Genomic DNA, 17,972 nt, shown 5'->3' on the forward strand with positions numbered 1-17,972 from the left:
ATCGGCCTGAAACAGATGGGACTAAAGATATTATTGAGTAAATCTCAGGGAGTGAACGCGTCCTTCGGAGTCGACTGCGAAGTGCGCTTGACCTACGATAGTCTTGGAATCATCGATCAGGCTAAAGACCTGCTCAGAAGAATCCTGGGACTGCACCGGACTGACTTCGACAAAGTTTAAACCAAATGCATCCGCATACTTTTTAAGAAAACTAGCTTTATTGGAGATGGCCATGGCCTTCTCACCTGCTTGAGCATCGATAAATTCCAAACGCTCAATTTTACCTTGAGCGACCTTCATTCCGTATTTGCCTTCTAGATAACCAAAAATTAAATCATCACGCAATGTTGGTTTTTCAGCCAAAGCTGCAACCAAGGATGTCTTTTCAGCGGAAAGTTTTTTAGCGATTTCGTGTTCCCACTTCACATCGCGGGCGAATACACCCGGTTCGAAGCTAGCAATCTGACGATTACCGCGAGCCCCGATAGCAGTTTCCGAATTATCAACTAACCATTGATTTACAAACACTGTCATTAAGGCAACTGAAGCGATTGAAAGCACTAACATGGCTTTTTGTTCCTGGACTTTGTCCCGGAATCTTTTTCGGAAAGATCTCTCTTTAGGAAACTCAATCACTTTCGCATTCCCCATGTTCTAAATCTCCTCGCTGGTTCGTTCAATTCTCTATCTAACTACCATGTTGCGAAGGGCGTGCCGTACTCTGTGGCTCGTAAATTCAGTATGACCGATCACCCTTTAAACAGTCGCGCAAAACTTTGTTGACGTCTCATATTGGGACTCTAGTCCTGGAAAGATTTTACCCAGGAATCAATGCCAGCCTGCATTTGCGGCAGGTTGTAATAGAGTACTTTATCCAGTTGAACACCGTGGCCCTCGATACGATGTCCCTTCCCGCTGATATAAAGGGCTTCGGGAATGGAGATCTGTACACCTTGTCCTACTTCATCCATCGGATACCAAACTCCCACTAGCAACTGACCGCGAGACGGCGCCCCCCGAAGTGGTGCGCCACGGTATTCCTTTAAGGCCTGTGACACCATTTCTGCCACCGACGAAGTTCTGCCGTCGACTAAGACCTTTACATTTCCCGCAAAGCAGCTCGGAGAACGGAAAGTTCTTAAATTCACTTCACGACTTTTCTCTAAAATCTCAAGTTGTTTTTCATCATTCAATATGTCGGGCATTTCGGCTTTACCCAAATTGGATTTAGGTTTTTCGAGCTTGCCCACCAGAGTGGGTTCACAAATAAACAAAGACAAAAATCGCAATCCCGCAACAAAATTTCCGCCGGCATTATTGCGAAGATCAACAACCACTGACTGATATTTTTTTAACTCTTGCGATACCTTTTTTACTTTTTCATCTGTGAAAAACTCTGCACGGAAAGATGGAACTTCCAGCAAAGCTGATCTTTCCGACAGTTTTGAAATTTGCATATTTTCATTGCGCTTCACCACACCAGGATGAAGTTTGATCGTGAATACTTCCTGACCCCTATGGATTTGATAATCCCCTGCTTCGGATTCCACGGCCCACGAACTGGGCTGCTCACCATTGATAGTAACGATGATATCACCTTTTTTAAAACCCAATCGTTCCGCCGGTGACTGTGGCAGGACTTTGAAGATCACAAGTTCGCTATCCACGAACTCTCCACTTAAGCCGGTCTCTTTCACTTCACCTCTCCAGATGCCCCGCACCTCGGGTGCATCATAGATTTCCAAGTGTGAAACTTGCAGCAAACTTAATGTGTTATTGATATCGCGAAGTATAAGATTCTTTTTGGTATAAGGAGTAACTAACTCTGCACGCTCCATACACTTGCGATGCCAGCCAGAGATTTCCTTATTTGGCAGATAAATTTTATCTAAGACCAAATCGCACACGACAGGATACGGATTCACGAACGATTGATTCATCGTTAGGTGAAAGGCTCCATATGCGCAAGCCATTGTAAAAATGATGGCGGCGATTCGTTTTAACATTCAATCCTTTGACGAAAAAATGGACCCCTTGCGGAATCCATTTTTCCTTGTCCAGCAATACATTGCTTAGACTGCTTGTCCTTGCAAATTAAGCTGCAACCACTGTCTTCTTCTTGCGAGCCGCAGAAGGATCGATATGGTATTGCTTAACTTTACGATACAAAGTTGCGCGACCAATACCTAAAGCTTTTGCAGCTTCAGTCAAGTTGCCTTTGTATTGTGCGATCGCGTTCTCAATCGCGTGTGCTTCCATCTCTTCCATTTTTTGAACGTTAGTAGATGTTGCAGTTGGCGTTGGGAACTGGATCAAATTATTGCTGTGACCACCATTATCAGTTGTCACTGGGCTGTTGCCAGAGATCAACGCCGGAACACCAGCTGATAGTTGTTGTCTGAAAAATGCATTATCAAGACCTTCTCTCCATTGAGCTGAAGAATAAGCCTGAACTGTCACATCGTGCTGCTCCCAGTACTTCTTTGCGTTTTCTACGGTTTCCTGGTTATCGCTCACCACGATCATTACTGTGCGTGACATTCTTGTCCTCCCCTTTTGAAACAATTTGCAATCATATTTGACTCACTTTGTACCTATCGGTGTTTCACCGTGAGAATTTAGGGCTAGTTGCAATTATTTTTTGAGACACTTTAACAAGGCCAAATCACTGGACTTTTGGTGGGTATGAAAATACCTATTGCATTCAAATTTGTGAATTTTGAAGAAAAATGGCAATTACTGGACGGCTAATTGTGTACGCGGAGGACGCTTCTGGAGGGTTTCTGGAAGGATAAATTCGGGCGCTTCAGCCCCCAATGTATCGGCAGAGCTTTTAATAAATTCGATGTATTTAGATAGACTCGTGTAATCGCTCATGTGATGGCAATCGACGAAGCCCGGGCGAGCCGCGTGAGTCGCACCGACCACTAACCAACCACTCGCTGTCTTTAAGTAGGCAGGTCCACCGGAATCCCCGAAGCATGCACCCTTCTTATTTGATTGGTCGATGACTAAGAACTCCCCCACAAGCGAATGAAGTTCTACTTCGATCTGATTCATACTTGTCGCAGCAGTGCTCGCTTCGTCATCGGTGATGCCAAACCCTGCTAGCAACAATTTACTTTTAAGTGGAATTTTATCTGTGTTTGCGTGAACCCCGACAGGGTTAAAACCCTCGGGAGCCAAGGCATCCAGATTCATAAGGGCAATATCATGCTCTGTCGTCCAATAAAGCCCGCCATCATCCCCGGGCTTCTGAACCACACGATAATTCGGATGAGAAATCGAACCATCAACACGAATTAAGCCCACTGTGGAAGTGGGAATTTTTTCGCCAAACGAAACATAGATAACAGTATAAACAGATTGTAAACAGTGAGCGGCCGTCACAACGAGATCACGGGAAATCAGAGTTCCCGTACAAAGAAATTCTAAAGGCCCACGGCGACCGACTGTATAGATAGAGACCGTTGCCGCGCGAGCAAAATCATCCGATTTAACAGCTTCGCCACCGATAATGGTTCCTTTTGAATGAAGATCAGGGGCAGAATAGGTCTGCGGAGCCTGTTTGGAACAAGCTGCTGCCAAGATCAAAACTAAAATAAAACCAATCGCTCTCAAATCAAGCCTCGGTACAAACCTATGGAGTTACGAATTGTGGGTACTCACCTTGCATCGCTTGTGCTGCATATTTCAAGAAATCTTTGTAGTTAACAAGGAGTGTATAATTGCCGTAGTGATGGCAATCAACATAACCAGTCTCAGGGCCTCGCGTCGCACCCGCCAAAACCAGGCCTTTTGAGGTTTCGATGTATGCGGGACCACCAGAATCGCCGTTACATGCACCAGTGCCTTTTGTTTGATCAGTGACAATCTCTTCATCACGAACTTGAGCGACCTCAACCACTGTTTTTTGGAGATTCGTTGTTTTCACTTTTTCAGTTTCAGACATCCGCCCCCAACCGATCAATGAAAGGGCATCACCCGCTTTAATCGCTGACACACTTTCCAGAACTGGCACTGGCTTGTAGCCTTCAGGTGCACCGCCCACCAGTTTGATCACGGCAACGTCACCTTTAGTAAGACCTGTTTTAGAGTCCACGCCAAAATCTTTATTAGAAATCGACTCTTCGATTTCTACCAGACGAGCATCTTTAGAATCCGTGGGTATCGTCGTACCGAATAATACTTTGGCTTGCATACGTTCGAAAACTGCCGTGCAATGTGCTGCTGTCACCACCAAATTATTCGAGATAAGTGTGCCGGTGCAAAAGGTAGAAATCTGCCCTTCTCGTTCCGCAACTAAAGCCACCGTCGACAAAGCATAATCCTCAACATCCGTCACATTTTGACCGTTGATGATAGCGGCATTATTTTGCGCTTTAATACTTCTGTTGCCCGAATCGTATGAACAGGCGGACAATGCCAGAAGTGGAATCAACATTAGTTTTTTCATCGCATATCCTTTTTTTTTAAGTTCTATTCAGTAAATGAGGGTGCTTCGCCACCCATCACAGAAACGACTTTTTGGATAAAGTCCTTATAACCAGCCAGCGAAGTGTAAACTGTGCCCGAGTGACAGTTCTGATTTCCATAAGTCGCGCCACTGAGTACGCCAATAACTATCAGTTCTTGTTCAGTCCGGATCAGTGCAGGCCCGCCGGAATCACCCCAGCAAGCACCTGTGCCTTGAGTTTGATCAAGTTCAATCCTTTTAGATTCGATGTTTTGAATTTTCAATTGAGTCTGTTGCAGTTCTGTCGCCATTGCTGCCTGGTCCTCTTTCATGCGACCGAATCCTGCAACGGTGACTTCTTGTCCGACAGCTAAAGAAGCTTCAGAACCCAGGATTGTAGCTGGAATTGCCCATTTGGGTGCTGTCGTCAAAAGCTTAATAACCGCAATGTCTTTCAGGTCATTGATTGTACGAACAGCCTCGGGATGACCCGCAGATGGATATACCATTTCATAAGTATAAAACCGATCGATCTCACGAAGTTCACCTTCGTTTTTAGAGGTGAATGTTTCCCCTCCAAAAGACACCTGCATTTGATAACCAGACATAATCGGCTCTACACAATGAGCCGCAGTGATAATGATGTCTTTAGATACCAACGTTCCCGTACAAAAAGATCTGGTACGGTCTGCATCGACCATCACTAACGCCACGGTGGCTTTAACAATATCGCTGTCTTTATCGGCCGTCTTACCATTGATAATGGATTCACCTTGCGCCACAGGCGATGGACCCGTGTTCTTGTTTGAACAAGCTGCAAGAAGCATAAGCGGCAGCAGAACCCAAATCTTCATCCCAGTCTCCAAGTTAAAAATGATAAAAGTGACTAAGCTAAAAGCGGGCCAAGCAAAACGCCGGGGGAGAGGCTTAGGTGCGATCTGAGAGACCAGGCACCAATTAACAGGGAAGGTTTTACCGACCTCATCGACAAACAATTAGACAGTTTTTGAGCATAAAAAAAGACCGCTTTTCAGGGCGGTCTTCTTTTGTTTTTAATGATCGATTTTGACGTCGATAATTATCTGCGGCCGGATTTGATTTTCACTTGAAGTTTAGAGATCAAGTGAACAGCCATTTTCTCTTGCACGCGGCACATTTTAAGTTCGTCGCGGCGGTAAGATCTTTGAGAAGGAGTCAAAGTTCCAGTCTCAAGTTCCATTTCGTAATCCAATTTAGAAGAACGGATGCCTTCTAGTTCTTTAGTTTGTGTCTTGAAAAGCTTCGTTACGCCAGACAATGGAGCAACTTCGATCCACTCTTCTTTACCACGGTACCAGCTCACCATACGCAAGAAGCGAGCTTTATTTTTCGCCAAAGTAAATTTTGGGAAATTCGTGTCTTGAAGCTCAAGGATGTTTTCAACATCATCAAGGTTCAAATCGTCTTCTTCACCTTCACCAAGAAGGTTGTCGGAAAGTCCTGCTAAAACTGCAGCTTCAGATTCCTCATCTACGTCAATATCGAATGCTGACGTTTTTTTGGTATTCTTCTCATCAAGGTCAGAATCCAAATCAGAATCAATTTCTTCGGCCATATTGTTGCCTGGATTGATCAAAGCGAGCCTCCCCAAGTACCAAGTTCAGTACATATCTTTTTAAAACACTGATTGAAAGTGGGATGAGTTATATCGCAACTTTCACGATGACACAATATGTTAATTGCGTGAAAAAAGGTGAAAATCACAAGATCGTCCCTACAAAGCCGAAAAACTATTCGGCTTATATCGGTTTTTATAAGCCCATTTCGTGTGCTTATTTAACGAGCAGAAATTATTTATAGGCTGTCACATCCACTCGGAATCCACCGGGCTTTTTCCAAAAGTATTTGTTGGTCGCAGTGATGCGAATCGCGGTGATAGGTCGTCCGTCCAAGTAAGCTTGACGGGTCATTCCGGAGCCCAACTCACCCACCAAATTGTACTCAAATCGTGTGTCCGGATAATCTGCGTACATGATATCGACAGATTTAATTTTCACGTTGTTGCGTGTTCCAGTAAGTCCAATGCGAGTAATACGTCGCCAAGTGCTGTTTGGATAGAACGTGAACGTACGTTCTTTGAAGCGTCCCGTATCCCCCGCTCCTAAAGAGTAATCGCGGGGCGCACCAGATGGTGGTTGCTGCTCTGGAGGTTGTTGTGGCGGCTGTCCCGGGTCTTCAGGATAGGGATAAGGCGGAGGTTGTGGCGTTGGAGCCTCGTGGCCCGGTTCATCAGGCAACGGCTGCGGCAAATCCTCTTCCGCATGGGAAAAGGATAAAGAAAAAACTGTCAAAACAAGTGCAATCCACTTCATGGCGCTGGTCTCCTATTCTCCTCAGAAAATAAAAAACCAGCCTTCCTTTCAATCATTGAGCAATTGAAGTGTTAGAAAACACGCTTACTCCGCCAAAATGGGAGAGTAAGCCGCCTAGCCAGAATGTAAGCAAACTTAATCGAAGCGAAGATGTTTTACAGATTCACCCGAGTCACGTAACTCCCGAAGAGCGTCGATACCAATGTTCAAGTGTTTATCAACGAAGTTCGTTGTGACTTTCTTATCGCTTTCCTCTGTTTTTACGCCGTCCGGAATCATAGGATTATCAGAGACCAACAACAAAGCTCCACGAGGAATTTCGTTAACAAAGCCGGTTACGAAAATTGTCGCTGTTTCCATATCCACAGCCATCGCACGTGTTTTAGTCAGATAATCTTTGAAATGTTCGTCATGTTCCCATACGCGACGGTTCGTCGTGTAAACGGTGCCGGTCCAATAATCGCAGTTATGTTTCGCAATCATCGAGGAAACGGCACGTTGCATACGGAACGATGGCAAGGCGGGAATCTCAGCTGGAAGATATTCATTACTTGTCCCCTCACCGCGAATCGCAGCGATCGGTAAAATAAAGTCACCCAGTTGGTTTTTCTTTTTAAGGCCGCCGCATTTACCCAAGAACAAAACGGCCTTGGGATTAATCGCGGAAAGAAGGTCCATACACGTTGCTGCCAACGCAGAACCCATACCAAAATTGATAATTGTGATGTTTTCAGCCGTCGCCGTTTGCATGGGGCGATCTAAGCCGCGGACTGGAACGTTGAATTTTTCTGCAAACATTTTTACGTAATTGCCAAAGTTCGTAAGCAAAATATAGTGGCCGAACTCTTCAAGAGGAACACCTGTATAGCGAGGCAGCCAGTTGTCTACAATTTCCTTTTTTGTTTTCATTCTTATCCTTAACTTTTCTATCGTCAGATGAATTGATCAAGGATAGCATGCTTTTATTGGGCAGAAAAGGGGCATTAATATGAGCGTCACTGAAAACAGCATTCTAATGGAGATCCCTCCGCGTTTACTTTCATTGGGTGGCGGCTCTGAAGTGCATCGTATGATTCCTTACGCTAAGAAGCGCATGGTCGGACCCTTTATCTTTTTCGATTATTTTCCAGCAACAGACTTCGGTCCGCAACAGGGTATTCACGTGCGTCCTCATCCGCACATTGGACTATCCACTTTGAGTTATTTATTAGAGGGCCAAGTACTTCATCATGATAGCCTCGGGAACAAACAACTCTTAAATCCGGGCGACGTGAATTGGATGACGGCGGGAGATGGGATTTCTCACTCGGAAACGACGCCGGCAGATCTTAAGGATATTCCTCATCGCTTGCACTTGTTGCAATTTTGGGTGGCACTGCCTTTGGACCAAGAGGACCGCAAACCAAGCTTCACTCATCATGCGAAATCAGACATCCCGCGCTTTAAAGTGAAAGATGCTGATGTGATTTTGATTGCTGGATCGGCTTTAGGTCACGCCTCCCCTGTCGAAGTGTTTTCGAAGTTATTCTTTATGGATGTTCATTTGAAATCCGGTAAGGAATTTTATTTTGATCCCCAAGGCGATGAACTGGCGTTTTACATCTTAAAAGGCAGCTTGAAGGTCGGCGAGAAAGTAATCCCTCCCGATGATTTTGTAGTTCTGAATCAAGGGTCGGCCCTGCATGTATTCGCTGAGGAGGATTGCCAATTTATCGTTTTGGGAGGCACCCCTTTCCCAGAGCCTCGTCATATTTATTGGAACTTCGTTTCGTCCTCTAAAGAAAAGATCGAGGTCGCGAAATCCCGCTGGGCAAGCCTTTCATTCCCTCAGGTTCCCGGCGAACCAGATATCATTCCTTTACCCGAAACTTAGTGAGAATGTCAGGATCCTGACACTAGTAAATAGTTTTCCAATTAGTTCTCCTTGAGATTTAGTAATGAAAACATTCTGCAGGGGCTATGTTAAAACAAGCCCTCATTTACTATTTTCAAACGGAGAATCTATGAAATATGCATTCATTGCTTTGTTGCTGTTAACAAGCTCATTCGCGCACGCTGCCGTTCGTTCCGTAAGAACAAAGAATGGCTGTCAGTTTTTTGATGAAACTAAGAATGGAATTCCAAGAACTGATATCTTATGGTCGGGCTCTTGTCCGAATGGTAAAGCTGACGGTACAGGCTACATTGAGTATTTTGACGCTGAAGATCCTGGACAAGCTATTACCTTTCGCCAATATTTCGAATTCAAAAATGGGATTCTATCCAATCCTTATTTTGGTTTTGCTTCATTCGGTACGGTTGAACAAGACTTGATCATCACTCAGCTCTGGAAAGCGCCGAACACTTTGTTGACAGACAAAGAGTGTTCCAAGATCCCACAGTGCAGGAAGATTCTGAACGCAGTTAAATCAGATAAGGGTTTAAAACCTGACTCCTCTACTTTAAAAACGAATAAATCAAATGGCGGAGGCGCGATCACGAAGCCCGCCTATAATTTCATGAAAAGCTCTGAAGGCTACAGCACGACGTGTGATGAAGCGACTCTAGTTGCAGCGCTGAATAATAAAATGGCAGAATTAAACCCGGAACTTCACAGCGAGGGCATGTGTCTACCCGCCAAGGCAGGTGCAAAAGTATTCTATTTTGGAATTACACTGATCGAGAAGAGCTGTCCTCCAGACATGTACTCTCAAGTTGCGGACATGGAAGATCTTCGCGCAAGACTGAAAGAAGCTTTGGACATCATTAACTTCTCTTGCAATGACACCAACTAAGATTAAACCAAAGCCCCTGCGAAAGCGGGGGCTTTTTTTGGCGTAAGACGCGGCGGCGCATTACGGTATCATTTGATTTATATTGGGCATCATGGGTAGTCTTGCGGTGGATGTGCGGCTGTAGTTCAGCTGGATAGAGCACCTGGCTTCGAACCAGGGGGTCGGGAGTTCGAATCTCTCCAGCCGCACCACTTTCTATCTATAGCGTCAAAGTTCCAAAACAAATCACAGGCCCCATACCGGCGATGCCGGAGAGTGAAAAGCGAAGGAGTCTAAGATGAAAACATTTTTGTCCGTTCTTGTTTTATCTGCCGTCTGTGTTAGCGCACATGCCGATGAGGGCAAAATTCCTCCTTCACCTTTCAAAAGTGATTATGGCCAGTACTCTATTACGAGCTGTGCAGGTCAAACGTTTCAACTCGATTGCAAATTGAAATCTGTGACAATCGGTGCGGCGAATCCCTCAGCAAATTCGAAAGCTAAAGGCTCTTCTGTAGGTTTTGTGTTTAAAGCCGAAGACGACTCTATCGTAACAAATGATATTTGGCTTTCGTCAGCCGACAAATATGAAGTTGAAGACGATAAAGAAACATTGACGACTAGCAAAACTAAAAACACTTCGAACTGGAGTGAGGAATCCCAAGAAATTACTCTGGATAAGTCAGATAAGAACGAATGGGTGCTGACGTTCACAGTGAATCGCGACAACTTGGGTAAATCGATCAAACGTCAGATCGAGTTTAAAATTAAGAAGAAGTAAGTCACGAATATGTCATCCTTGTGACAGATTGAAGTCTTCACAAGGAGGCCTCATGTATAAAACGATACTTATCGCAACACTCTTAACATCCTCTGCCGCAATGGCAGCAGACACTCAAGAATTTGACACCAACGGCATCAAAAAACTGTCTGTAGAAAACTACAACGGAGAAGTGACCATCACAGCTGTGGAGGGAGCCAAGGCTTCCGTCACCGTTACTAAAAACTCCATGCCTGACAAATGCCAAGTCGAATCAGAGAGATCGCGATCCTCTATCGAGGTCGAAGTGAATCGCAAAGGTAAAGCGGACTGTGTCGTTAATCTAGATATCAAAGTTCCTAAACTGGTAGCCCTAGATCTTGAAGTGGGAACCGGTAAAATCACGACCAAAGGTACACAGGGCGAGCTTGATTTCAAAATGGGCGCAGGCTCGATAATGGCTGACGGAAACTTTACCGAAGTTAAAGGTAAAACCGGCGCCGGAAACATTGAAGTCAAAGGTATTACGGGAAGTTCGAAAGTAAAAACTGGCAGCGGCAACATCAGCCTTATGTATTCTTCCCTTCCAGAAAAAGGCGAAGCGAAGTTTAAGAATGCGAGCGGCCACTCGACGTTGCTTTTGCCTAAAGGCAGCCAAATTAATGCGAAAATCATGGCTGCCACCGGAAAAATGGAAAATGAGTTTGGCAGCAACAAAGATGCAAAGTTCTCTGTTGAAGCCAAAGCCGGCTCAGGGGATTTGAAAGTAAAATCTTACTAACGAATTTTTGGAGCGTCTGAGAAGAAGTTAAAGAAATTAAACCACTGTTCAGGGTATTGATTGATCACTTCTTCCAGGCGTGCCACGTACTGAGTTAATAGGTTCCCGACTTGCTCTTCGCGTGGCAAATGGCTGACAGAATCCGCTTTAAACGTGAAAACCTTGTACTTCATATCTTTGGTTTTAAACGCAAATACGAAATAAATCTCGGCCTGACTTGCTAAAGCCACACGCATGGGCGTGGTATCAAAGGCTGCAAGCTTTCCAAAAAACAAACGCAAATCCAAACTACGACTGACCGGGCGGTCCCCCATCATTCCGACGAAATGACCTTCATTCAGATGATCTTTAATTTTCAAGATCGTGTTTTCAGAAAGGTTAAAAAAGACCACTTCCGCTTTGCTGCTTTGTGAGGACTGGTGCGCGTATTGCCCAGGAATTCCGTGCATCACAGCCAGCATCTTTTTCTCGGAAGGAAGTCCTGCAAAGAACGTCATCGCTAGTTCCCAACCGCCGACGTGACTTGCGACGGCAACCAGGCCCTTTGGGCTTTTTTCCACATTCTGAACAAAAGACTGAACACTGTCGTCCAACTCGTAACCAAAGACCAATTCCTTGCTTTCCCGTTGGACGGCCCGGTCCACTAAAGTTTGGGCGAAAACCATCAGCTGAGCATAGATTTTTCTTTGACGTTGGAACCAATTAAAATCAGGACGAACGACCTTCCAGTATTCGTTAAAATAAAGACGCGTTTTACGTGCGAACAAGTAATAATAAAAAACAACAAAATTCAGAAAGAAATAAGCAAATCGAAGCCCCAAGGCCTTCAACATCAAACGCATGATCATGATGCCAGTGGCATTTTTATTTTTACCACTCCAACCTTTGGCATCGGCCTTTTTCCTTCCAACGGTCTTAAGCATATACATCGCGATAAATGCGATAATACCTAAACCAAGTCCTAGCACCACCGAACCCAATCCCCACTCAGTGAAAAAACCAAGAGCTGTGTTTTCGTGATGACCCAGGATCGACTCCCCGATTTTTTTAGAGCCAAGAACTAAAAATGGAATAAATGGTGGGATGGAAATATTAGTTCCGATCCACATGTACACAAAGTTCAATCTAAAAATAAAACTGAACAACCCCGCGATAGGAGTGTGCAAACCATAAAGAGGCGTCACCCCCACAAACACCCCGACTGCAAAGGCCAATGAGCTTTTAAATGGCGAAGTTTGTTCGCGCATCATTGCAGCAATGGTTAATACCGTATTTAAGATGCCAATGCGGATATTGTCTTTGATTTTATGAAAGTGGCTGACCCGCTTTTCAGGGGGAAAGTACTTTACTGAAATTCTGACGTTCTTTATCTCCACGTTTCGCCAAATCAAACGAGTCAGAACTTCTATTTCAAAATCGTATTTAGTGCAGAAAAATTTCATGTTCTGCAAAAAAAACAACGGGTAAATGCGATAGCCACTTTGGGAATCAGCGACGCCCACATCTGTTTGATAACGAACCCAGAAATTCGAAAACTTTTTACCGAAGGTGCTAGAACCCGGGACGTGTTCGACCTGCATATCACGGTCGCCGACAATCAAAGCCCAAGGACTTTGCAAAGCTGCTTGGACCATTGCGGGCATGTCTTTGGGATCGTGCTGATCGTCGGCATCAATTGCAATAAAATGGGAAAAGCCTCTGCGCAGAGATTCTTTGAATCCTGTCTGCAAAGCGACGCCCTTACCTTCATTTCTTTCGTGTCGTACGAAACTGACACGTGGATGACTGTCAGGATGTTTATCTTTGAACAAACGCTCGACAGCGATATCCGACCCATCGTCAATCACCAAAATCGGATAAGTCGACTCCGCCAAGCAACGCTCTATAACGCCGACAACTGTGTTGGGGTTATTATAAACTGGAATACCAATAACAAAACGACAAACCATATTACAAAGCCGCCTTTACCTGGCCCCAGACACTGTCACGTAAATGAACAGCATCTTGGTACTGAGAGGCATCCACAGCCGGCAAAAGTTTAATTTTGACGGGCTGGAAGGGATGAATAAAGAGATCTCCGCGGCCCATCACTTGGTCTGTGCCGTGAATTGAAAGTGGGACAACCAGAGCTTTGCTTTCGATCGCCAACGAGAAAAAAGCAGATCCGAATTTATTCACAGAGGGAAAGCCTTTTTCACAACGAGTCGTTTCAGGAAAAATTAAAACCGAGCGATTGCGTAGTAAAATACGATCTCGCATCATTTTCAATCCCTCCATCAAAGAATTCGGACTGCCCTTTTCGACCGGGATAAATCCCGCCACCATCATGAAAGGTGCAAACAAGATATTATAAAACAACGAGCGCTTCGCAAGTCCACGCAGGCCCGGAATGTAGGAGATCAACAAAAAAGTATCTAAGTTTGAACGGTGATTCGCGACGAAAACAATTTTTCGAGTTTTATAGCGGTCATAAAATCCGATGATGTCATGGAGATTGGTATCGCAACGAAGCCACGGTTGAATTTTTAATAGAAAGCGAATCGCCAAACATTGCACGTATTCGCCCAAGTACCGAACACGATCCGAAGCCCACTGCCATGGCGTTAATAGGAATGCCGTCAAGTACAATGCAAAGGTTAAGATATAACCAAACACAACGCCAATCACGCCAATCGTCAGGGCAAAATAAATTGACCAGAATATTCGGTGAAATCTATAACTGACATTGTTCGGCATAAAAATCACCCTAGCATAGGATTTCTTGAGATGTCAAAAATTGCACTTGTCACCGGAGCTTCTTCAGGAATTGGTCGCGCCATCGCAATTCGTTTGGCTCAGGACGGATTTAATCTTCGTGTCCACTACAATTCCAACTTGAAAGGCGCCGAGGAGACTTTGGCAGAAGTACAAAAGCATTCTCCAGAAAGCAGCTTGTTACAATTCGATATGGCAGATCCTCAGCAGGTGGAAAGCGCCTTGAAAGATGTCGACGTTCATACTTTGGTGAACAACGCGGGGATGCACATTGACGGAATGGCTGCGTTGATGTCGAACGACGCCTTTGAAAAAGTCGTAAAGACAAATCTCTTTGGCCCTTTTTACGTCTCAAAAATCTGCGCTAAGAAGTTGCTGCTGAAGCGCGCAGGTTGCATCGTTAATATTTCTTCATTGGCAGGACAAACTGGCAATGCCGGACAAGTGAACTATTCGGCCAGTAAGGCAGGATTGATCGCGATGACAAAAACCATGGCAGCAGAGTTGGGCCCGCGAGGAATTCGCGTGAACGGTGTCGCTCCCGGTCTTATCGAAACGGAGATGATCAGCACTATTCCTCATTTAGAAATGATTAAGAAGCAAATTCCATTGGGACGTTTTGGCAATCCCGAGGAAGTGGCGGGAGTGGTTTCGTTTTTGTGCTCGAAAGATGCCACATACGTAAACGGCCACACAATCAGCGTTAACGGCGGTCTTTTTCCGTCATAAATTTATAAGACGTCGTTTTAATCTGAACTTGGTATTGTCCCTTGGTCTGCACTGTCATATTCAAAGGGACCCCCAGGTCGTCATATCCTGAAAAAGTCACGTGAGCAGAAATCCCGTCTTGTTCCAACAGAATTTCGTCGCCTTTTCTGCGCGGATCGTCTTTGCGCAGATTAACGATGGTTTTGACCAATCTGAAAATCTTAATAAAGAAATCTTTATGCTGTTTTATCTGCTCAATCGAGCTTTCTGATTCTATGGGCTGGCCTTGAACTTCTTTGATTTTGAAAAGAGAAATGCCGAAAGAGTTGTATCCATAGAACAGCATCTCTTTCGGTCGTTTCTGCACAATACAGCTAAAATCAAAATTCTGAACGGGCTTAGTCGCTGTCACTTCAACTTCAACATCTTGAGAATAACGACCATCTGGAAACAACAAGTTTCCCTGCTCTTCGGGAACCACTTGTTTACCGGCGCAAGCAGACAACAACATCACAACCAGAATGCATGTCCCGTGCAGACAGATCTTTTTCATGACTTGGAACCTTTCATAAGTTTCTTTTCAAGCCGTAAGAATTTTACCAGTCCCCAGCGAGTTCCTAGATAAGTTCCCACGGTTCCAAAAAACAGCGCAAATCCTAACTGATGCAAAATTGGATGCTTTGCAAAGACCATGGGGAAAAAGCCGATCACGTTCGTCAAAGCAGCCAATCCCAGTACTGATTGGATGATATCGAATTCTTCCTCGGGCTGTTTAAAAGCGTAAAAATCCGTAACGAAAACTCCGTAATCAATACTGAATCCAAAAACCATCAACAGTCCCAAGACAGATATTAAATCCAAACTGCCGCCTTTAAAAAAATTGGCGATGTAGAATAAGCCCAGTCCGCTCATAAAGGGGATATACGCTGCGATCACCCAATAAAAATTGCGATAATAAATCAACAAAACTATTGTCGACAATATCAGTGCTGCAGGAATCATCCATTTCAGATCACCCTCTAAAGAGTCGGAAAATCCTTTAATCGACTCCACCAACGAGTGCGCTTCCGGAAATTTTTCTTTGATCAATTGTTTTTGCGCGGGTGTTTCGCCAAAAAATACAGATATAAACTGTCCCTGACCAACCAAATGATTGAGATAATCTTTGCTAGCTAGATCCTGGAACTGCAAGGGCTTGTGATTCGCACAGGTATTTGCCACAAATGGCGCAAAAACTTTGGCTTCGTTGCCAGATAAGTTCTTTCGCAGATATTCGCAGCCTGAACTGTTCCAAGACTGAATATTCGCGTGCTGAGTTTCAAGACTTGGCAAATACTCACCAAGACCAACATACGAAATTTTATTTGCCTGGCTCCAGAGCTGCTCCTCGATTGTTTTCGTATTAAGATCTTTTTGGTCATGCAGCAACAAATACGTTTCGCGCTGAGCCCCTTGCGAGAAAAACCAGTTCGTCGCTTCCTGATCTCCTGCTAATTGATAGTTGAACCTACGAAGATCAAAACTTAAATCAACATTGAAAGAACCCACCACGCCAAGAGCGATCATTAAAAAAATGACCACTCCGCTATATTTAAATTCTGGGAAATACCAAGAAATCGGCTTGAGCGTGAAATATCTCGGCAGATATTTGCATAACAAAAAGAAAATAACGAAACCAAAGAAAATACCCAGTGTTCCAAAGACCATCATCTGACGGATCAGCGGAATGCCACTAAATGCAAGAATTCCCAATCCAACCAAGGTCGTAAGAAATCCCACAAGGTTTGACTTCCATGTTTGTTTTGATTCCTGATTGAAAGCCCCATGCAAACCATAATCAACGGCCAAGCCTACGATACCCGAACCAAAAGCCAAGGTTAGTCCGTGGATGCTACCATAAAATAATTCCGTCACCCATCCCGCCAAAAACATGGCGATGGCAACGGGTGGGAACAACAGTAAAGCGCCGATCCGTCCCTTCACTACCAGGAAAGCAATAAAGCCCACTAACACTGCAATGCCCACCCAGGAAACGATTTCCATGTCTTCGTGAACTTGCTTTTCATTGGAATAAGATGCTCCGTGAGCACCGACCAAATGAACATCCTCATATTTTTTAAGTTCATCCATCAGGTCTTGAACATTCGACATCTTCGGTTGAACGGCGAACTGCAGCGGAATAACTAAGCGCTGAGACTGCGGCTCTAGAAGAAATCCTTGCTCTCTAAGAAAGGCTGCAGGAGTCATTGCTTGGCTTTTCTGTAAATAGACTTGCCACTGATCGGTCGGATCGACGCGCTTTAAATTAAAAAATTCTTTTTTATCTGAACTGATAAAGCTTAACTCCGAAAGGGCTCCTTGCAATGAGTCCATATATTGCGCTGGTGAATTGACGGAGGCGTTAAAATTTTCGCGCAAGACCAGATCCTTGGCCCAATCTTCGAGGGTGCCAATAAAACCACCAAGGTCATCACCACAGATCAATCTTTTAACGCTTTTACCTTGGTACTCTTTCAGATCGGAACAAAGCAGATTCGCTTTCTCGAAATCAGCTTTTCCGTTAACCGGGTTGATAACAATGAAGTTCCACCAAAAAACCGGAAACTCTGTTTGCGAATACTGCAGATATTTAAGACTTTCGGGAAAAAAGATATCGACCGAATCGTCAATCTTTGCAGAGGCCGAAGATACAAACAATGCCGTCATCATTGCGATTGCGGCTGAAAACAATTTTATCGATCGCATTTTTCATCTTTCAAAACAGCAGCGACCTGAGTCTTCATATCCAAGAACTCGATGCGAATTTCATCTTTTGATTTTTCTTTGATCAGGACATTTTTTACTAACCCGTCTTTGTTAATATCCAATGTCGCTGTTTCAAAAAAGGCCTTTTCCAGATTTTTCGGTGTCAGCAAATACTGCGCACCTTGCTTTTGAACGACGAACTCTTCTGTGATGCGATTCTGATTCATTGTGATGATTTTCAAAAGGCTTGCGATCTGATCGCCTGCCTCCTTACCGACTTCGGAAAACTTCAAGTTCTTACGTTGAGGAGGCATGCCCGAATCAACAACGATCCCGACCCCGTCGATGCAGATATTTGATGGTTTAGGCTTTGTAATATTCCAATGAAACACGGACTTTTCTGGCGTCGGACGCAAAACTTGGAAGCGCCCCTCCGTCTTAATTTCCACATCCAGCTCTTTCAAAATTTTAGATTGTTTAAACTGACCGGTGAGCTTCTTAAACTCCGCAAGCTTCATGTCCTTCGACGGAGCCTCGCCTTGCAATGCGGCAAGCGCAGACTGAGCTACGACAAAGAAAACTAAAAAAATCAGAAATTGACGGTGGACTCTCATAAAACACTCCAAACGAGTTGAAATGGAAGTAATTTGATATATCATCTCGC

General features: G+C 44.5%; 19 protein-coding genes and 1 tRNA gene. 6 read left to right on the forward strand and 14 right to left on the reverse strand.

The window, feature by feature from the left end; genetic code table 11:
- Positions 1 to 30 precede the first annotated feature (30 nt).
- From B9G69_RS03240 to B9G69_RS03280, 9 genes are all read right to left on the reverse strand, one after another.
- Complete coding sequence (locus B9G69_RS03240; RefSeq protein ID WP_088616948.1) at positions 31 to 651, reverse strand: hypothetical protein; 621 nt, start codon at positions 649 to 651, stop codon at positions 31 to 33.
- Positions 652 to 800: 149 nt separating this feature from the next.
- Positions 801 to 2,006 (reverse strand): S41 family peptidase, encoded by a 1,206-nt coding sequence (locus B9G69_RS03245; protein WP_254917035.1) that lies wholly within the window; start codon positions 2,004 to 2,006, stop codon positions 801 to 803.
- Between the two features lie 88 nt (positions 2,007 to 2,094).
- Positions 2,095 to 2,541, reverse strand: a complete 447-nt coding sequence (locus B9G69_RS03250) for a helix-turn-helix domain-containing protein (RefSeq protein ID WP_088616947.1) — start codon at positions 2,539 to 2,541, stop codon at positions 2,095 to 2,097.
- A 195-nt stretch (positions 2,542 to 2,736) separates the two neighbouring features.
- Positions 2,737 to 3,621 carry a S1 family peptidase gene (locus B9G69_RS03255; protein ID WP_088616946.1) on the reverse strand — a complete coding sequence of 295 codons (885 nt, stop codon included), beginning with the start codon at positions 3,619 to 3,621 and terminating at the stop codon, positions 2,737 to 2,739.
- A gap of 19 nt (positions 3,622 to 3,640) precedes the next feature.
- Positions 3,641 to 4,456, reverse strand: a complete 816-nt coding sequence (locus B9G69_RS03260) for a S1 family peptidase (RefSeq protein ID WP_088616945.1) — start codon at positions 4,454 to 4,456, stop codon at positions 3,641 to 3,643.
- A gap of 23 nt (positions 4,457 to 4,479) precedes the next feature.
- Complete coding sequence (locus tag B9G69_RS03265) at positions 4,480 to 5,310, reverse strand: S1 family peptidase (protein ID WP_088616944.1); 831 nt, start codon at positions 5,308 to 5,310, stop codon at positions 4,480 to 4,482.
- 224 nt (positions 5,311 to 5,534) lie between these two features.
- Positions 5,535 to 6,071 (reverse strand): hypothetical protein, encoded by a 537-nt coding sequence (locus B9G69_RS03270; protein WP_254917034.1) that lies wholly within the window; start codon positions 6,069 to 6,071, stop codon positions 5,535 to 5,537.
- Between the two features lie 214 nt (positions 6,072 to 6,285).
- Complete coding sequence (locus tag B9G69_RS03275) at positions 6,286 to 6,807, reverse strand: hypothetical protein (protein WP_088616943.1); 522 nt, start codon at positions 6,805 to 6,807, stop codon at positions 6,286 to 6,288.
- Positions 6,808 to 6,942: 135 nt separating this feature from the next.
- Positions 6,943 to 7,716: an AMP nucleosidase gene (locus tag B9G69_RS03280; protein ID WP_088616942.1), complete on the reverse strand. Its 774-nt coding sequence runs from the start codon at positions 7,714 to 7,716 to the stop codon at positions 6,943 to 6,945.
- A 79-nt stretch (positions 7,717 to 7,795) separates the two neighbouring features.
- On the opposite strand from B9G69_RS03280, the gene B9G69_RS03285 reads away from it, so the two are divergent.
- From B9G69_RS03285 to B9G69_RS03305, 5 genes are all read left to right on the forward strand, one after another.
- Complete coding sequence (locus B9G69_RS03285) at positions 7,796 to 8,680, forward strand: pirin family protein (protein ID WP_088616941.1); 885 nt, start codon at positions 7,796 to 7,798, stop codon at positions 8,678 to 8,680.
- 130 nt (positions 8,681 to 8,810) lie between these two features.
- Positions 8,811 to 9,581: a hypothetical protein gene (locus tag B9G69_RS03290; protein WP_088616940.1), complete on the forward strand. Its 771-nt coding sequence runs from the start codon at positions 8,811 to 8,813 to the stop codon at positions 9,579 to 9,581.
- A 114-nt stretch (positions 9,582 to 9,695) separates the two neighbouring features.
- A tRNA-Arg gene (locus B9G69_RS03295) sits at positions 9,696 to 9,772 on the forward strand.
- A gap of 86 nt (positions 9,773 to 9,858) precedes the next feature.
- On the forward strand, positions 9,859 to 10,341 hold the full coding sequence (locus B9G69_RS03300; protein WP_088616939.1) for a hypothetical protein: 483 nt from the start codon (positions 9,859 to 9,861) through the stop codon (positions 10,339 to 10,341).
- A 52-nt stretch (positions 10,342 to 10,393) separates the two neighbouring features.
- The gene (locus B9G69_RS03305) at positions 10,394 to 11,101 is read left to right on the forward strand and encodes a DUF4097 family beta strand repeat-containing protein (protein ID WP_088616938.1); all 708 of its coding nucleotides are present in this window, start codon (positions 10,394 to 10,396) and stop codon (positions 11,099 to 11,101) included.
- Here B9G69_RS03305 and B9G69_RS03310 read toward each other — a convergent pair.
- Positions 11,098 to 13,050, reverse strand: coding sequence for a DUF2062 domain-containing protein (locus B9G69_RS03310; RefSeq protein ID WP_088616937.1), 1,953 nt, complete (start codon positions 13,048 to 13,050; stop codon positions 11,098 to 11,100). The genes B9G69_RS03305 and B9G69_RS03310 overlap by 4 nt on opposite strands.
- Position 13,051: 1 nt before the next feature.
- On the reverse strand, positions 13,052 to 13,837 hold the full coding sequence (locus B9G69_RS03315) for a lysophospholipid acyltransferase family protein (protein ID WP_088616936.1): 786 nt from the start codon (positions 13,835 to 13,837) through the stop codon (positions 13,052 to 13,054).
- Positions 13,838 to 13,867: 30 nt separating this feature from the next.
- Here B9G69_RS03315 and fabG point away from each other — a divergent pair, with 30 nt between their 5' ends.
- Positions 13,868 to 14,584 (forward strand): 3-oxoacyl-ACP reductase FabG, encoded by a 717-nt coding sequence (gene fabG, locus B9G69_RS03320; RefSeq protein WP_088616935.1) that lies wholly within the window; start codon positions 13,868 to 13,870, stop codon positions 14,582 to 14,584.
- Here the strand turns inward: fabG and B9G69_RS03325 are convergent.
- Genes B9G69_RS03325 through B9G69_RS03335 form a run of 3 tightly spaced genes read right to left on the reverse strand, consistent with a single transcriptional unit; the run spans position 14,559 to position 17,922 of the window.
- Positions 14,559 to 15,116: a hypothetical protein gene (locus tag B9G69_RS03325; protein ID WP_088616934.1), complete on the reverse strand. Its 558-nt coding sequence runs from the start codon at positions 15,114 to 15,116 to the stop codon at positions 14,559 to 14,561. The genes fabG and B9G69_RS03325 overlap by 26 nt on opposite strands.
- The gene (locus B9G69_RS03330; protein ID WP_088616933.1) at positions 15,113 to 17,308 is read right to left on the reverse strand and encodes an MMPL family transporter; all 2,196 of its coding nucleotides are present in this window, start codon (positions 17,306 to 17,308) and stop codon (positions 15,113 to 15,115) included. Before B9G69_RS03330 ends, B9G69_RS03325 begins: the two co-directional genes overlap by 4 nt.
- Complete coding sequence (locus B9G69_RS03335) at positions 17,296 to 17,922, reverse strand: LolA family protein (RefSeq protein ID WP_176401017.1); 627 nt, start codon at positions 17,920 to 17,922, stop codon at positions 17,296 to 17,298. Before B9G69_RS03335 ends, B9G69_RS03330 begins: the two co-directional genes overlap by 13 nt.
- Positions 17,923 to 17,972 lie beyond the last annotated feature (50 nt).

Source organism: Bdellovibrio sp. SKB1291214, assembly GCF_002209355.2.
Taxonomy (GTDB): Bacteria; Bdellovibrionota; Bdellovibrionia; order Bdellovibrionales; family Bdellovibrionaceae; genus Bdellovibrio.

Coding starts and splice junctions, on each gene's coding strand:
- B9G69_RS03240 (WP_088616948.1), bottom strand. CDS start 651: ATGGGGAATGCGAAAGTGATTGAGTTTCCTAAAGAGAGATCTTTCCGA.
- B9G69_RS03245 (WP_254917035.1), bottom strand. CDS start 2,006: ATGTTAAAACGAATCGCCGCCATCATTTTTACAATGGCTTGCGCATAT.
- B9G69_RS03250 (WP_088616947.1), bottom strand. CDS start 2,541: ATGTCACGCACAGTAATGATCGTGGTGAGCGATAACCAGGAAACCGTA.
- B9G69_RS03260 (WP_088616945.1), bottom strand. CDS start 4,456: ATGAAAAAACTAATGTTGATTCCACTTCTGGCATTGTCCGCCTGTTCA.
- B9G69_RS03265 (WP_088616944.1), bottom strand. CDS start 5,310: ATGAAGATTTGGGTTCTGCTGCCGCTTATGCTTCTTGCAGCTTGTTCA.
- B9G69_RS03275 (WP_088616943.1), bottom strand. CDS start 6,807: ATGAAGTGGATTGCACTTGTTTTGACAGTTTTTTCTTTATCCTTTTCC.
- B9G69_RS03280 (WP_088616942.1), bottom strand. CDS start 7,716: ATGAAAACAAAAAAGGAAATTGTAGACAACTGGCTGCCTCGCTATACA.
- B9G69_RS03285 (WP_088616941.1), top strand. CDS start 7,796: ATGAGCGTCACTGAAAACAGCATTCTAATGGAGATCCCTCCGCGTTTA.
- B9G69_RS03290 (WP_088616940.1), top strand. CDS start 8,811: ATGAAATATGCATTCATTGCTTTGTTGCTGTTAACAAGCTCATTCGCG.
- B9G69_RS03300 (WP_088616939.1), top strand. CDS start 9,859: ATGAAAACATTTTTGTCCGTTCTTGTTTTATCTGCCGTCTGTGTTAGC.
- B9G69_RS03305 (WP_088616938.1), top strand. CDS start 10,394: ATGTATAAAACGATACTTATCGCAACACTCTTAACATCCTCTGCCGCA.
- B9G69_RS03310 (WP_088616937.1), bottom strand. CDS start 13,050: ATGGTTTGTCGTTTTGTTATTGGTATTCCAGTTTATAATAACCCCAAC.
- B9G69_RS03315 (WP_088616936.1), bottom strand. CDS start 13,837: ATGCCGAACAATGTCAGTTATAGATTTCACCGAATATTCTGGTCAATT.
- fabG (WP_088616935.1), top strand. CDS start 13,868: ATGTCAAAAATTGCACTTGTCACCGGAGCTTCTTCAGGAATTGGTCGC.
- B9G69_RS03325 (WP_088616934.1), bottom strand. CDS start 15,116: ATGAAAAAGATCTGTCTGCACGGGACATGCATTCTGGTTGTGATGTTG.
- B9G69_RS03330 (WP_088616933.1), bottom strand. CDS start 17,308: ATGCGATCGATAAAATTGTTTTCAGCCGCAATCGCAATGATGACGGCA.
- B9G69_RS03335 (WP_176401017.1), bottom strand. CDS start 17,922: ATGAGAGTCCACCGTCAATTTCTGATTTTTTTAGTTTTCTTTGTCGTA.